This window comes from Enterococcus sp. AZ126 (genome assembly GCF_051714545.1).
Taxonomy (GTDB): Bacteria; Bacillota; Bacilli; order Lactobacillales; family Enterococcaceae; genus Enterococcus_L.
Window position 1 is genome coordinate 3,365,630 of the sequence record NZ_JBIOSB010000001.1, and the last position, 14,760, is coordinate 3,380,389.

At 36.2% G+C, this 14,760-nt stretch carries 17 protein-coding genes; 6 read left to right on the plus strand and 11 right to left on the minus strand.

Annotated features, from left to right (window positions below; all coding sequences use genetic code 11):
* Window positions 1-203: 203 nt before the first annotated feature.
* The 4 genes from IGI43_RS15765 to IGI43_RS15780 all read right to left on the minus strand — a co-directional run bounded on the left by IGI43_RS15765 (window position 204) and on the right by IGI43_RS15780 (window position 6,105).
* Window positions 204-1,919, minus strand: a complete 1,716-nt coding sequence (locus IGI43_RS15765) for an ABC transporter permease/substrate binding protein (protein WP_438758732.1) — start codon at window positions 1,917-1,919, stop codon at window positions 204-206.
* A complete protein-coding gene (locus tag IGI43_RS15770; RefSeq protein ID WP_438758733.1) occupies window positions 1,912-3,102 on the minus strand; it encodes a quaternary amine ABC transporter ATP-binding protein in 1,191 nt (396 codons plus the stop codon). Before IGI43_RS15770 ends, IGI43_RS15765 begins: the two co-directional genes overlap by 8 nt.
* A gap of 407 nt (window positions 3,103-3,509) precedes the next feature.
* Window positions 3,510-4,145 carry a TrkA C-terminal domain-containing protein gene (locus tag IGI43_RS15775; protein ID WP_438758734.1) on the minus strand — a complete coding sequence of 212 codons (636 nt, stop codon included), beginning with the start codon at window positions 4,143-4,145 and terminating at the stop codon, window positions 3,510-3,512.
* Window positions 4,146-4,161: 16 nt separating this feature from the next.
* Window positions 4,162-6,105, minus strand: coding sequence for an ABC-F family ATP-binding cassette domain-containing protein (locus IGI43_RS15780; protein ID WP_438758735.1), 1,944 nt, complete (start codon window positions 6,103-6,105; stop codon window positions 4,162-4,164).
* A gap of 215 nt (window positions 6,106-6,320) precedes the next feature.
* On the opposite strand from IGI43_RS15780, the gene IGI43_RS15785 reads away from it, so the two are divergent.
* Complete coding sequence (locus IGI43_RS15785; protein WP_438758736.1) at window positions 6,321-6,986, plus strand: redox-sensing transcriptional repressor Rex; 666 nt, start codon at window positions 6,321-6,323, stop codon at window positions 6,984-6,986.
* A gap of 65 nt (window positions 6,987-7,051) precedes the next feature.
* On the opposite strand, the gene IGI43_RS15790 is transcribed toward IGI43_RS15785, so the two are convergent.
* Window positions 7,052-7,720, minus strand: a complete 669-nt coding sequence (locus IGI43_RS15790) for a lysostaphin resistance A-like protein (RefSeq protein WP_438758868.1) — start codon at window positions 7,718-7,720, stop codon at window positions 7,052-7,054.
* Between the two features lie 86 nt (window positions 7,721-7,806).
* On the minus strand, window positions 7,807-7,989 hold the full coding sequence (locus IGI43_RS15795; protein ID WP_438758737.1) for a hypothetical protein: 183 nt from the start codon (window positions 7,987-7,989) through the stop codon (window positions 7,807-7,809).
* Between the two features lie 223 nt (window positions 7,990-8,212).
* Between IGI43_RS15795 and groES the strand changes: the two genes are divergently transcribed.
* Together groES and groL are read left to right on the plus strand one after the other, a co-directional pair.
* Window positions 8,213-8,497 carry a co-chaperone GroES gene (gene groES, locus IGI43_RS15800; protein ID WP_069639783.1) on the plus strand — a complete coding sequence of 95 codons (285 nt, stop codon included), beginning with the start codon at window positions 8,213-8,215 and terminating at the stop codon, window positions 8,495-8,497.
* Between the two features lie 63 nt (window positions 8,498-8,560).
* On the plus strand, window positions 8,561-10,189 hold the full coding sequence (gene groL / locus IGI43_RS15805; RefSeq protein WP_438758738.1) for a chaperonin GroEL: 1,629 nt from the start codon (window positions 8,561-8,563) through the stop codon (window positions 10,187-10,189).
* Between the two features lie 99 nt (window positions 10,190-10,288).
* Here the strand turns inward: groL and IGI43_RS15810 are convergent, their stop codons facing one another.
* Genes IGI43_RS15810 through IGI43_RS15825 form a run of 4 tightly spaced genes read right to left on the minus strand, consistent with a single transcriptional unit; the run spans window position 10,289 to window position 13,105 of the window.
* Window positions 10,289-11,428 carry a tyrosine-type recombinase/integrase gene (locus tag IGI43_RS15810; protein WP_438758739.1) on the minus strand — a complete coding sequence of 380 codons (1,140 nt, stop codon included), beginning with the start codon at window positions 11,426-11,428 and terminating at the stop codon, window positions 10,289-10,291.
* Window positions 11,429-11,478: 50 nt separating this feature from the next.
* Window positions 11,479-12,267, minus strand: coding sequence for an Ltp family lipoprotein (locus tag IGI43_RS15815; protein ID WP_438758740.1), 789 nt, complete (start codon window positions 12,265-12,267; stop codon window positions 11,479-11,481).
* Between the two features lie 23 nt (window positions 12,268-12,290).
* On the minus strand, window positions 12,291-12,719 hold the full coding sequence (locus IGI43_RS15820; protein ID WP_438758741.1) for an ImmA/IrrE family metallo-endopeptidase: 429 nt from the start codon (window positions 12,717-12,719) through the stop codon (window positions 12,291-12,293).
* A gap of 11 nt (window positions 12,720-12,730) precedes the next feature.
* On the minus strand, window positions 12,731-13,105 hold the full coding sequence (locus tag IGI43_RS15825; RefSeq protein ID WP_438758742.1) for a transcriptional regulator: 375 nt from the start codon (window positions 13,103-13,105) through the stop codon (window positions 12,731-12,733).
* Between the two features lie 264 nt (window positions 13,106-13,369).
* Here IGI43_RS15825 and IGI43_RS15830 point away from each other — a divergent pair, with 264 nt between their 5' ends.
* A complete protein-coding gene (locus IGI43_RS15830; protein ID WP_438758743.1) occupies window positions 13,370-13,552 on the plus strand; it encodes a helix-turn-helix domain-containing protein in 183 nt (60 codons plus the stop codon).
* Between the two features lie 88 nt (window positions 13,553-13,640).
* Entirely contained in the window at window positions 13,641-13,952 is a 312-nt protein-coding gene (locus IGI43_RS15835; RefSeq protein ID WP_438758744.1) for a hypothetical protein, read from the plus strand.
* A 345-nt stretch (window positions 13,953-14,297) separates the two neighbouring features.
* Here the strand turns inward: IGI43_RS15835 and IGI43_RS15840 are convergent, their stop codons facing one another.
* Entirely contained in the window at window positions 14,298-14,465 is a 168-nt protein-coding gene (locus IGI43_RS15840; protein ID WP_438756526.1) for a YjzC family protein, read from the minus strand.
* Window positions 14,466-14,573: 108 nt separating this feature from the next.
* On the opposite strand from IGI43_RS15840, the gene IGI43_RS15845 reads away from it, so the two are divergent.
* Window positions 14,574-14,753, plus strand: a complete 180-nt coding sequence (locus tag IGI43_RS15845) for a hypothetical protein (protein WP_438758745.1) — start codon at window positions 14,574-14,576, stop codon at window positions 14,751-14,753.
* The last annotated feature ends 7 nt before the right edge of the window (window positions 14,754-14,760 follow it).

Here is a 14,760-nt window from a genome sequence, read left to right on the forward strand (position 1 = left end):
TTGGTAAGGTTTCTTTCTTATACCCTTTTAACCGAAGGTTATTTAGGAATGGTTTAATGTTCTTTTTCGTTCTTAAATTTGTCAGTTACACACTTTAGTTGACAAAACCTAAAAAAACTTATTTTATAAGCTTACATTAGATTATTTTTATGATGACTAATCCAAAAAAAATGCTACCGAGAAAATTCACGGTAGCATTTTTATTATTTTTTCCACTCAGCTACTTCTTTTGAATGACTGTCGATCCAGTCTCTAGCAGCTTTTGTTGGTTCTGTTCCATTATTGATTTCTAACATAACAGATTCCATATCTTCTTTTGTCCAGTGGAAATTTTTTAAAATAGTATAAGCTTCAGGATTTTCTTTTTCCAATCCTTTTCTAGCCATTGTATGAATTGTTTCTTCACTACCCATTGTGCCTTTCGGATCTTCTAAATATTTAAGATCATATTTAGCAAACATCCAATGAGGAGACCAACCAGTAATAACAATATCTTCTTTGTTTTTAATGGCTTGTCCAAGTGCGACAGTCATTGCGCCAGAAGAAGAGGTTTCGACAGACCAGTCCGCTAAGTTGTTGTATGCTTTTTGTGTTTTTTCTGCAGCAGCAACAACGCCTGCACCAGGTTCTATCCCAGTAATTTTTTTACCCGCTTGATCTTTTAAGTCCTCGATTGAATCAACGTCCATATATTCAGGGACAACGATACCTAATTTGGCACCTTTTAAGTTTTCACCTAGATCATCTACTTTATCTTTGTACTGCTTGTATTGCTCACCATGAGTTCCAGGAAGCCAAGCTGCAACCATAGCATCTGTTTCACCTTTTGAAATAGATTCCCACATAATAGCATTATCCAGTGGTGTTAATGAAACATTATAGCCAACATCCTTTAAAACTTCACCAACTACATGAGTTGAAGCGACTTCTGTATCCCATTCCACATAAGAAAGAGAAATATTTTTTTCATCGTTTTTAGCAGAAGAGAAAAGAGTAGAACCTGCAATCACAGCAATGACAGCTACAACGGCAATAACAATTCCGCTGATCTTTTGTTTTTTAGATAGTTTTGATTTTGCTGGAGTTGTTTTTTTCTTGTTTAAATTTTGAGTAAAGCGATCAATGATGATTGCTAGAATAACTAATGCGACACCATTAACAAAACCATTTCCGACTTGGGCACGTTGTAAGGCAGAAAGAACGCCACGACCTAAACCTGGTGCACCGATCATTGATGCGATCACCACCATAGAAAGTGCTAGCATTGTCGTTTGGTTGACACCAGCCATGATTGTGTTTTTAGCTAATGGTAATTCAAGTTTGAATAATTTTTGCCAGCCTGTACTCCCAAATGAATCAGAAGCTTCGACCAACTCTTTTGGTACTTGACGAATCCCAAGATTAGTAAAACGGACGGTAGGCGGTAACGCAAAGATTACTGAGGCAAAAACCCCGGGAACCATACCGATTCCGAAAAATGCAACGGCCGGAATCAAGTAAACGAATCCAGGCATAGTTTGCATGAAATCTAAGATAGGTGTAATAATACTTTGGGCTTTATTACTTTTAGCCATTAATATTCCAAGTGGTACACCAATGACGATTGAAACTACACTAGATAGTAAAACTAGCGTCACGGTATTCATTAAATCTGTCCATAAATTTTGGTTATAGATAAAGAGTAAACCAATGAATGTAAACAAACTTAACCCAATTTTTTTATTTGAAATAAAGAAAGCAATTGCTGTTAAAATGATAATAAATAGTAGTGGTGGAATCGCGACTAATAGTGAAGTGATTCCATCCATTAAGTTTTGACCAGTTGTTTGGAAGAAACTGAAAAGACCAGAAAAAGTATTCGTCATCCATTCCGTAATCGTTTCGACCCAATTGGCTACAGGTAATTGATAATTATTCATGAATGTTCACCTCTGTTTCTGCTAGTGCTTCAAGAACACTGCCTCGAATGACTACACCTAGCAATTTATTATTGTCAGTTACGGCAACCGGTGTGGGTGAATCATAGATGATCTGGAATATGTCATTGACTAACATATCTTTATCGATAGAAGTGATATCAGTATCTACATAATCTGTTAAAGGTTTACCAGCTTTACGAGCTTCTAACGCACGTTCAGCTCTAACGACACCCTTTAATTGACGTTTTTTATCAACGGCTAAAAGCATACTAACTTCTTCTTGACGCATACGAGTCAATGCAACAGTTGGACCATCGATTTCGATATTAGTTGTTAATGCAGGAACCATGATATTTTGAGCGGTTAAAACTTTAGAACGATCGACATCCTCAACGAATGTACGAACATAATCATTAGCAGGATTCGTCAATATTTCTTCACCTGTTCCGATTTGCATGATTTGACCGTCTTTCATTAAAGCGATCCGATCACCGATACGTAAAGCCTCGTTTAAATCGTGGGTAATAAAAATAATCGTCTTTTTCACATTATCTTGTAAATCAACTAACTCATCTTGCATTTCCCGACGAATCAAAGGATCAAGTGCTGAAAAAGCTTCATCCATTAGTAAAATTTCTGGGTCATTGGCTAATGCTCTAGCTAAACCAACACGTTGTTGCATCCCACCAGATAATTGATTTGGAAACTGATCTTTAAATGCTAGTAGACTTGAATTTTCTAAAGCTTGTTCTGCTTTAGCTGTTCGTTCTTCTTTTGGAACACCTCGAACTTCTAAACCATACTCTGTATTTTCTAGAATAGTTCGGTGAGGGAAAAGACCAAAATTTTGGAACACCATGCTCATCTTATTACGACGAACTTCTCTAAGTCCTTCTTTGTCCAATTTTGAGATGTCTTGATTGTCAATAAAAATATTTCCAGAAGTTGGTTCGATCAAACGATTCAATAAACGGATCAAGGTAGATTTCCCACTACCAGAAAGACCCATAATCACGAAAATTTCTCCTTCTTCTACTTCAAAACTGACATCGTAGACGCCGACAGTAGCACCGGTTTTTTTCAAGATTTCGGTTTTATCTTTGTTTTCTTTGATCATATCCAGTGCTTGTTTGGATCTTTTACCGAATATTTTTGTTAAGTGTGAGACTTTTACTTTGGGCAAAACAAAATTCCTCCTAAATTTAAAAGCTGAAAGAGCTTATTTAGCTTAGACAGGATAATAGATAAAAGTGACGGAGCCATTTTCTCTCATTCTGTTCTATCTTTTTCCTGAGAAGCTAGCTCTTGAAGCCAGATAATAATAAAAGCGTAATAGTTCGTTTAACTCAAACGCTAAAACTTGATTTTACATGTAAAGAAAATGATTTTCTTTTCTGTAAAAAAAGTGACCATACTAGATTAACATCGTGCAGTCACTTTGTCAAATTACTAGCCTAACGATGACAAAACAAAAAAATGGCGCGAATAAAACGTCAAAAGTTTTATTCGCGTCACGGGAGATTCAAATAAGGACGGTGATAGGCCGGACCTTCGATAATTTCCTATACAGCTGTTCTCATCATTTTTTTATTATAGATTCGGATAGAAAAAATTCTGAATCCGTTGTAATGTTGACTCATGTCCAACAAAATAAATCGTATCACCTGCGGTAAGTTTGGCATATGGACCAGGTGAAACCAGTAATTCATCACCATGTTTTATTGCAATCAAAGTAGCAGAGGTACTTTGCCAGAGGTTCAATTCACTGATCGTCATTTCCAAATGAGACGCTTCTTCTGTTAGTGTAAACGTTACTGGATTTAGTGGATTAAGTGAATCAAAACGTTTGGTTTGGTCAACAAGTTTATCTAAAATTTCTGAGAAGTGACTCAATTCTTCTTTTTGTTTTTTTACACTATCGATCAAATCATCTTTTAAATCATGGATAGATTGAACATCTTGGTATTGCTCGACAAATAGTTTGGCTTTTTCTATTGAATGAACATAAAAGCCACTACCATGCTTCGCTTGTACAATGTCTAAATCGACCAATACGCTGATTGCTTTTCTGGCAGTTTCAGGAGAAACACTGTACTTGTTAGCTAAAGTTGAACGTGCATGGATTTTATCGCCGACCGTAAATGTTTGATCCGCGATTTTAGAGGCAACGTCTACTGCGATTTGTTGGTACTTAGGTTTGGTCACATTCATACGTTTTGAAGTCATGTCCGACCGCCTTTCGTCAATTGTTTTCATTTACTTCTTCAAGTTCTAAACTAAGATCTTCCCACTCAGTCAGCAATTGTTCTTGTTGTGTCCGCAGCGTCTCTAATTCTTGATTCAAAGACATTAGTTTGACATGGTCATCGATGAGTGTTGAATCACTCATCGATTGTTCTATCTGGGCAATTGTCGTATCCAACGTTGCTAAATCTTCTTCTAGCTGTGTAATTTTTCGATTTAAAGTACGTATCATTTTTTGTTGCTCTTTGTTTTGATAGAAATCGTTTTTTGGCTTGCTAGTTTCTGTTTGTTTTAAAATAGATTGGTCAGCCAACAAGGCAGCTAATTCTTCCTCTTCTTTTTTCTTCTCTAGATAGTAATCATAATCCCCAAGGTAAAGCTTACTACCCGTTTCAGAAAGTTCAATTACTTTTGTTGCGATCCGATTAATAAAATACCGGTCATGTGAAACGAACAGAAGTGTTCCTTCATAATCAATCAAGGCATTTTCTAAAACTTCTTTATTATCGATATCTAAATGGTTGGTCGGTTCATCCAGAATTAAGAAATTTTCTTTGTCCATTGATAATTTTGCTAAAGCAACGCGGGCTTTTTCACCGCCACTCAAAAGAGGAATCGTCTTTTCTACATCATTTCCGCTGAATAAAAAGCTGCCTAAAATATTACGGATGTCTTTTTCAGGAGTCGTCGGATGTTCGTCCCAAAGTTCTGCCAAAACAGTTTTGGTTCCATGTAGATTTGCTTGTTCTTGATCATAATAGCCGATTTGGACATTGGTGCCTAATGTGGCATTTCCTTTAATAAAAGGAATAGATCCAATAATCGATTTTAGTAAAGTAGATTTTCCAATTCCGTTAGGTCCAACCAACGCAATGGCTTCTTGGCGACGAATATCTAAGGAAACGGGTTCTGATAAGATAGTTTTATCATAACCAATCGCAGCATCTTCTACTTGAAGCACGACATTTCCAGAAACTTTATCGATTGCGAAAAGAAAATTCGCAGATTTTTCATCTCCTTGTGGTCGGTCTAAACGTTCCATTTTTTCTAGCGTTTTTCTACGACTTTGTGCTCGTTTGGTGGTAGATGCTCTTACTAAGTTTCGAGCGACAAAATCTTCTAGTTTATTGATTTCAGTTTGCTGTTTTTCGTAAGCTTTCCACTCACTAGTCAGTTGTTCCGCTTTTAATTCCAAATATTTTGAGTAGTTACCCTTGTAATAACGCATTTTATGGCGACTGATCTCATAAACTTCTGTAACGACCTTATCCAAAAAATATCGATCATGTGAGACGATTAAAAGTGCACCAGCGTAACTAGGTAAATAATTCTCTAGCCAAGAGAGAGTATCAATATCTAAGTGGTTGGTCGGTTCGTCAAGAATAAGGATATCTGGTTTTTGTAAAAGCATACGTGCTAACGCTAATCGGGTTTTTTGTCCACCAGATAAGGTACTGATGTCTTTTGAGTAAAATTCTTCTTTGAATCCAAAACCATGTAAGACAGAGCGAATTTCATTTTCATAACCGTATCCATTTTTTTCTGAAAAATCATGTTGTAAACGATCATATTCTTTCATAACGGATTCATAATTTGATGCATCAGGCAACAGTTCACTGATGATCAATTCTAATTCACGCATGCGCTTTTCCATTGTGATGACATCAACAAAAGCTTCAAGCATTTCATCCCAAACCGTTTTATCAGAATCAAGTCCAGTATCTTGGGCTAAGTAACCTAAACTGGCTGTTTTATTTTTAGCAATTGTACCAGCATCTGGAGAATCGATCCCAGCAATTATTTTTAAAAGAGTAGATTTGCCAGCACCATTACGGCCGACTAAAGCGATTCGGCTATTTGTGCTGATCTCCATTTGTATGTTGTCAAACAAAGTCTCTGCACCAAAATATCGCGCAATTTGGTTTGCTTGGAGTAAAATCATGGGGCATCCTCATTTCTATTTCGATGCCTTTAGTGTAGCATAAGTTGATCATAAAAAGCACCTGTCCTACTGTAAGAGATAAATTTTAGTTGGACTATTTAAGAAAGTTTGAAAAATATTTCTTTTCTTGAGCTGTAAGATTGCTTTTTCTCTAGAATAACTGATATTATGAGAAGTGGATATTTGTGTATATTTAGAGTATTGGAGGTACGATTGTGAAAGACCAAATTATTCCAAAAGCAACTGCAAGACGCCTTCCCCTATATTATCGTTATTTGAGAATTCTGCATGATGCAGGCAAAAATAAAGTTTCATCTACTGAACTAAGTGATGCGGTGCAAGTAGATAGCGCGACAATTCGACGAGATTTTTCTTATTTTGGCGAATTAGGTAAGCGTGGCTATGGATATGATGTAGAGAATTTGATGAATTTCTTTGCAAAAACATTGAATGATGATGAACTTACAAATGTAGCCTTGATTGGTGTAGGTAACTTAGGAAGTGCCTTACTAAAGTATAAATTCCATCAAAGTAACAGCATTCGAGTTAGTTGTGCATTTGATGTCAACGATGATATTGTCGGCAGAATCGTTGATGGTATCCCAGTTTATCCAATGACGGATATGATGGAACAGATTCGGATACAACAAATCGAAGTGGCAATCTTGACTTTACCGGCCAGAAAAGCCCAAGAAGTTGTAAGTCAGCTGGCTGATGCTGGAGTGAAAGGGATTTTGAACTTTACTGCGGCTCGTTTAGTAGCACCGACTGATGTTTTGATTCAAAACGTCGACTTGACGAATGAATTACAAACATTGATTTACTTCTTGCACAATGATAATACATTTGTTGATACTGAAATCGAAGACAGTAAAGAATAATTAAAAAAGTCCTATGAGTGCATTTTTTGTAAAATTTGCATTCATAGGACTTTTTTATTTTTATGTTATTTAGGCATTTCAATATTTCCAAAATGGATCACAAGTTGAGCAATCACAACGATCGTATTCATGCCGCAATGCGCGATGATCGAGGTCCAAATTTTCCCAGTCATTTTATATAGCAGAGCAAAAAAGAAGCCCATAAAGAAATAAACAAAGAAATGACCATCTTGATGAATAACTGAAAACAAAGCAGAGCTAATAATAGCAGAGAACCAAAATCCAGTATAAGGTTCTGTCAAACCAATCATAGAACGACGAAAAACAAATTCTTCCATAATAGGACCACCGATTGTTGTTGCTAAGATAAAAAGTGGATTTGCCAAAATAACTTTGATAATATTTTGCGTATTTTGTGAATTTGGATCAGCGCCTGTGATGGCGGTTTCGATACTGAACACAATTGCTTGAATGATCATTGCCAAAAAAATACCACTGACACCAAGTAAGAAGATAAAAACAGGTGAGGTCAGTTTGGCTTCTTTTTCTACTATTGTAACGGCAGTTTCTTTATTTTTTATATAAAGCCAAATCATCAAACCAGCACCTAAAATATAGGTAAAGGTTGTACCACTGATTACGATATTTGGAGAAAATGGACTAAAAATATAAGGAGAAAAAAATACCAATCCATAGAGTAGAATCATTGAAAAACTTACTTTTTTAATAGACATATTTGTAGGCATAAACATAGAAAACCCCTTCCAATAGTTTCAGATTATAAACGTATACCAAAGTCTGTAATAATGCAAGCAGATGCTTATTTTTTATGATTATTGCGATAGCCTAATAAGAGAAAGATAAATACAAAGAAAAATGCCGCTTCCCATAAGGTCGTCGTCCAGTCAACACGCCTACTGACACCAAAAAAGAAATTCCCAATATTCGCAATAATTAGATAAAGTCCTGTTATCGTCAAAGCTCCCACGATTCGTTGTTTCATTTCAATCGCCTCTCTTTCTTTTTTTATTTTACCATGAAATAGAAGATATAGAAGGAATATACCAAATCTTGCTAGTAAACATACTTTCTTTGATTGATTGTTCAATAAAATTAGTCAAAAGACTTGCAAAACGATAGGGAAATGAGTATTATAAATAGTGTAGTTAGCACTCGATAACTAAGAGTGCTAAAAAAGATAAATATTTTTTATGGAGGGATTTATTGTGTTAAAACCATTAAGCGATCGCGTCGTTATTGAAGTCGCGAAAGAAGAAGAAAAAACAGTGGGGGGCATTGTCTTAGCATCTGCAGCTCAAGAAAAGCCTCAAACAGGAAACGTTATCGCGGTAGGTGAAGGCCGTGTTTTAGAGAACGGTACAAAAGTTCCTGCCGATGTAAAAGTAGGCGATACCGTGATGTTTGAAAAATATTCAGGTACTGAGGTTAAATATGAAGGAAATGATTATTTGATCGTTTCTGGTAAAGACATTATTGCCATTGTGGAGTAATGCATTTTTAAATGAAAAAACTAATTAAAATAGAAAAAATAAAAATTTTGAGGTGAAGGAATTATGGCAAAAGAAATCAAATTCGCAGAAGATGCACGTGCAGCAATGCTTCGTGGTGTAGATATTTTAGCAGATACAGTAAAAGTAACATTAGGCCCTAAAGGCCGGAACGTTGTTTTAGAAAAATCTTTCGGATCACCATTGATTACAAATGATGGGGTAACGATTGCTAAAGAAATCGAATTAGAAGATCATTTTGAAAACATGGGTGCGAAATTAGTTTCTGAAGTTGCATCTAAAACCAATGATATCGCAGGAGATGGAACAACTACTGCAACAGTTTTAACGCAAGCAATCGTGCGTGAAGGATTGAAAAACGTGACTGCAGGCGCTAATCCATTAGGTATTCGTCGCGGTATCGAATTGGCAACAAAGACTGCTGTGGAAGAATTACACAATATTTCAACAGTCGTTGATTCCAAAGAAGCAATCGCACAAGTAGCAGCAGTTTCATCTGGATCAGACCGTGTAGGTCAATTGATCGCTGACGCAATGGAAAAAGTTGGCAATGATGGGGTCATTACCATTGAAGAATCAAAAGGGATCGAAACGGAATTAGATGTCGTTGAAGGTATGCAATTTGACCGCGGCTACTTATCTCAATACATGGTGACAGACAATGATAAGATGGAAGCTGCCTTAGAAAATCCGTATATTTTGATCACTGACAAAAAAATCTCTAACATCCAAGATATCTTGCCATTGTTAGAACAAATTTTACAACAAAGTCGTCCATTATTGATCATTGCTGATGATGTTGATGGTGAGGCTTTACCAACATTAGTATTAAACAAAATTCGTGGAACATTTAACGTCGTTGCTGTTAAAGCACCTGGCTTTGGTGATCGTCGTAAAGCAATGCTTGAGGATATCGCTATCTTAACTGGCGCAACAGTGATTACGGATGATCTAGGTCTAGAATTAAAAGATACAACGATCGAAAACTTAGGTAACGCAAGTAAAGTTGTTGTAGATAAAGACAACACAACTATCGTTGAAGGCGCTGGCGAAAAAGCGGGTATTGATGCTCGTGTTCAATTAATCAAAAATCAAATTGCAGAAACAACATCTGATTTTGATCGTGAAAAATTACAAGAACGCTTAGCTAAATTAGCTGGTGGTGTGGCAGTTGTTAAAGTTGGAGCTGCAACAGAAACAGAACTAAAAGAATTAAAATTACGTATCGAAGATGCATTGAACGCTACTCGTGCCGCTGTTGAAGAAGGTATGGTTTCAGGTGGTGGTACGGCATTGGTAAATGTTATCGGTAAAGTCGCTGCATTAGATGCTGAAGGTGATGTAGCAACTGGTGTGAAAATAGTTGTTCGTGCTTTAGAAGAACCAATTCGTCAAATTGCTGAAAATGCTGGTTATGAAGGCTCAGTAATTGTTGATAAACTAAAAAATATCGAATTAGGTATCGGTTTCAACGCTGCAAATGGTGAATGGGTAAACATGGTAGAAGCAGGAATCGTTGACCCAACGAAAGTAACGCGTTCAGCATTACAAAACGCTGCATCAGTGGCTGCTTTATTATTGACTACAGAAGCAGTAGTTGCAGACAAACCAGAACCAGCAGGTGCTGCAATGCCTCCAATGGATCCTTCAATGGGAATGGGCGGCATGATGTAATAGTACTTTAAGAACCCTTATTTAATAGGGGTTCTTTTTCTTTTGATTGACTGCTTGTATCCATAAGGGGCAAGCAAGGGGCATAATAATACAAAAAAATTATAAGGTATTTAGTTTGCTTATGACTTGTTTCTTAGCTTTTTTTGTAACATGGTTATAAATGGATAGAGTTGTGTTAGCATCAGAATGTCCTACACGTTCCATTATAGCCTTTAGCGGAACGTTGAGTTCAGACAAGAGTGAAACATGGCTATGTCGAAATATGTGAGATGATAACTTTTTTTCAAAAGCTAGTTCGTCTTCCACTCTATGAAGAATAGCATTGAAACTATGAAGTGAAAGAGGAGTTCCCCTGTTTGATATGAAAATAAAATCCTCTGGCGCTTGTTTTCCAAGTCTGAAAGTATTGTCAGCAATTACCTGGTTTATTATCTCTTTTGCTCGATCCGATAATTCAACAATGCGATTAGAATAAACGTTCTTCGGTGTAGTCTTTACAGCTTCAGACATTTTCAAGAAAGAATAGTCTAGTGTCCCATTCACCTGAATAGATTGTCCATCATAGTTTTTAATCTGCAGGGCTTGAAGTTCTCCATATCTTAACCCTGTTAGATAAAGAAATTCAGCAATATAAGCGTGAAGTGATCGACTGCTTCTTTCTCTCATATAATCGAGAATTATTTTCACTTCTTCCTGATCCAGATATTTTTCATCCATCTGCTTTCTTCGTTTTTCTTCTTCGCTCTTCTTCGGTTGTATCTTTACCAGCAAAGCTGGATTGTTAGGGATGTATTTTTTGTGTTGCGCATAATTTAACATGACAGATAGAGTAGTTTTTGTCTGCTTAGTATAGTTTAGTGACAAGGTTCCGAATGTGTACATTTCTTCAACTATTTTCTGGATAAGTTCTTCGTCAATGTTTCTTATCAAGGTATCACCTGGTATCACCTTATTAATGTGTTTCATCATTTTCGGAATTTTGGTCCAGCTAGTCCTTTTAACATGCATCTTATAGTAAATGAACCATTCTTTATAAAGCTCATCAAATCTCATGTCAGATTGATTATGATTTTTAAGTTTTTCATCTATTCTTTCTGAAAGAATTTTAACGGCTTTATTTCTTGCCCGTCCTGAATCGGAATCTAAAGTCACACTAACTCTTTTGACCTTTTCGGAATAAGGCTCTGTATAACGTTCAAAATACTTGAACTTTCCGTTGTCTAACTCTTCAACCCACATTATATAAATTACTCCTTTCCTAAAAAGAAAAGCTCGAAGGCTAGTCTTTTTTACTGGTTCAAATTTTGAATAGCGTATTCAGCTTCCTCGGGAGAGAATTTTTCTCCGTGATCAGAGATAAGCTGATCACGAATTGCATCAGGAGACATTGACATTTTTTCTTGATAACTTTTTGCTTTGGCTAGTGCATTTTTGTTCCAATCAACTTTCATGTTGTCAACTGCATACTGTGCAGCTTCAGGAGAAAATTTTTCTCCAAGTTCAGAGGTAAGTTGATCATATATTCCCGCCTTTGATAAGTGTAGAGTTTCAGAATACGAAATACCTTTATTTAGTGCTGAGATAAAATCAGTCGGAATATTTTCTCGTTCCTTATTTAGCTCTTCGGCTTTTCTCTTTAATTCCTTCTCGTATTTACTATTGGTTCTGATTGTTAATTTTTTTGAAGTGTATTGATCACCTAATTTTGCTGAAACAGTATATTCTTGGTCACTAATAGATATGAAATCTTCTCTTATCGTAAATTCACCCAGTTCGTTTGCTATGGAAGAAGACGCTTTTGATTTGATATAAATTGAAACTTCTGCATTTGGGAGAGTCTTCCCGTGAATAGCCACTTTTTTATCTGCACCCGCTTCAACTTCCTCAGGAATCTCTAAGAAAAATTCTCTATTTTGAGATTTTGCCGACGAGCTATCTGAAGAAGCTTTAGCATTATTCAATTCTTTCGCTTTTTCGACCGCTGAAGAACCAAAAGGATCATATTCAGTTTCCTTTTTTGAAGAACACCCTGTTCCAAAAATTAATAGAATTGGCAACACTAACAAAAATTTTTTCATCTTTTATTCCTCACTTTTATGATTTAGTAATTCTCTATGACATAATAGAATGCTTCAGGAAGTCCGTATTCTTTTGAAAGTAGATCAACCGTACGTAGCTCAAAATCATGTTCTTCCTTATACAATTCGTAGATCAGTTTAGTAGCGAACCTGCTCGCTTCATATTCCGATTTGTTTTTCGTCGAGTTATTCAAAGAGTAATACCCTGACATGTCCCTATGAAGCAGAGCATGACCGAGTTCATGGGCGCAAACAAAATACTCCTCATTTGTATCTTTGATTGAATTACTTAGCAGAATCACTCGTTCGCCTAGTATCGTTGTATATTGACCTCTAGGATTTTTCAAAAAATTTACATATTTAATTTCGATATTCATGTGTTCAGACAAGATAAATGGATTCAACGTACCATATTTGAGTTTTAAATCATCCATCACTTTAGATATCCGCAATCACGTCACCCTCATTTATTGGTTTTCTTTTGTTTCTCTAACTTTTCCCAGAATATGCCCGTCAGTACATCCATAACTCTTTGTTTTTCTTCTTCAGTCAAATTTTCACCTCCATAACTCATATTCACATTTGAACTCAACATTTTATCTAGTTCTAGAATATCTTTTTTAGTTGCCCAAGAAGGGGTCTTCTCGTCTTCTCTGCCTAATAAAAAATCAGTGGTGACATTGAAATAATCAGCAACTTCTTCGAGTTTTTTTATACCAGGCGGGTGCTTATCAAATTTTCTCACACTTCCATTCGGAAAATTTAGATTTCTTTCAAGCTCAGCAATAGAGATTTTTCTTTGGGCAGCTAACTCCTGTATTTTACTGTATAGTGACATGTTTTATCCTCCTAAAAATGCAAAACGAGGTAAAATATTCTAAATAATTGTTGACAAAGGTAAAATAATACCTTATACTCGTTTTGTAAGCAATAATAGTACAGCATACATAGGGTGCATAAATAATACTCTAGTCCGCCAAGACAAAGCAATAAGTGCGCAATTAGTGTGTGCTGTATTTCCTATGCTTACATAATAGAATATATTACCTCATGTGTCAATGGGGTTTTGTACTATATTCTAAAAAATATAGGAGGTGTGAAGATGTCAAGCTTTAAAAAGACTGTAAAAATCGCCTTAGTTGAAAAAGGGTGGAGCCAGCGTGAGCTTGCAAGACAAATGGGAATCACTGTTTCTTATTTACAGGACTTATTAAATGGAAATAGAAATTCCTCGGAAAGAAAGCAGCAGATAAAAGATTTGTTAAGCATTAGTCGGGAACATTAGTTCTCATGAGTATGATAGCGCAAAAGCTAATTTATTGCAAATTAGAATACTCTAATGTGTGTAAAAGCTAATTGAAAGGAGTAGCAGAATGAAGAAACCAACTGTAGAAGAACTTCTAAAACAGATAGAAGGAAAAGAAGTTCAAGCCGAGTGGGATCGCAGAGACGAGCTCATGAAACGTTTTAACGGTTTATCGAGATCAACGCTTAATACCTATCAGAAAGAAATGGAAGAAATACCTGAGTTTAAAGAAGGGATTCTGAAACCGACCCACAGTGTCACATGGATAAACCTAGCTCTTTTCATTCTGTTTCTAAAATGGAAGGAAGAAAACAGATATCGTACTCGTAAAGTATCAGCTAGTGACTTCTTATTAAAGCTAGAAGATGAAGTAGCATGATCACCACAGCAAAGCAACCAAGAAGGCTAGAAATGTGGAAGCAATACTACTAACCACAGCTAACCTAATCCTACTAACCATATCAATCATCTGTTTTGCCGCAGGCGAGACGGTGCAGGGCAGTATATTTTTAGCGGTGATGTGGGTGGGGAGCGTGGGAGTAAGAATACAGAAGTTAGGAGGAGGGAATATTAATGATTAAACATCATATTACTAAGTATATTGAAAATGAAACTAAATATGCTGAATCATGGATTCAATTAAACTTTTTCGGTAAAGCTTACTGCTTTTCTAAAAAAAGAATTGTACTGTAAAAAGCCGCTGCGGATACAGCGACTTAAAGAGTTACTTTTTAACCCATCCATTACCTGGTTTTTGAGTGGGAGGTAGTCGATCGCCTGGATCGATGTGAACTTCTCTACCTTTAGGTACATTTCCACCGCGAGGACCTACTTCTTTGTAATTTCCTCCAGGTTTGTTATCTGTACCTGGTTTAATGATTTCTTTAGCCATATATAAATTCACCACCTTAATTTATTTCAGCAGACCACTTGCTGATAGATAAAGTATACCAAGGTGAATGATTTCTAACAACATGAATTTAGGAAAGGAGCAAGCAAAATGAAACACAAACTAATTAATGCACTACTAGACACACCGTTTGCGATCCTACTAGCTTTTGTCTCTCGGTTATCCATTTGGGCAGGAATATTTATGATCGTGGTCTACGTCATTAACAAAGCATTTAAGCTACCAGAAATTACTTGGGTAAATAAACGACCAAGAAAAAATATTAATTAGGAGGGGA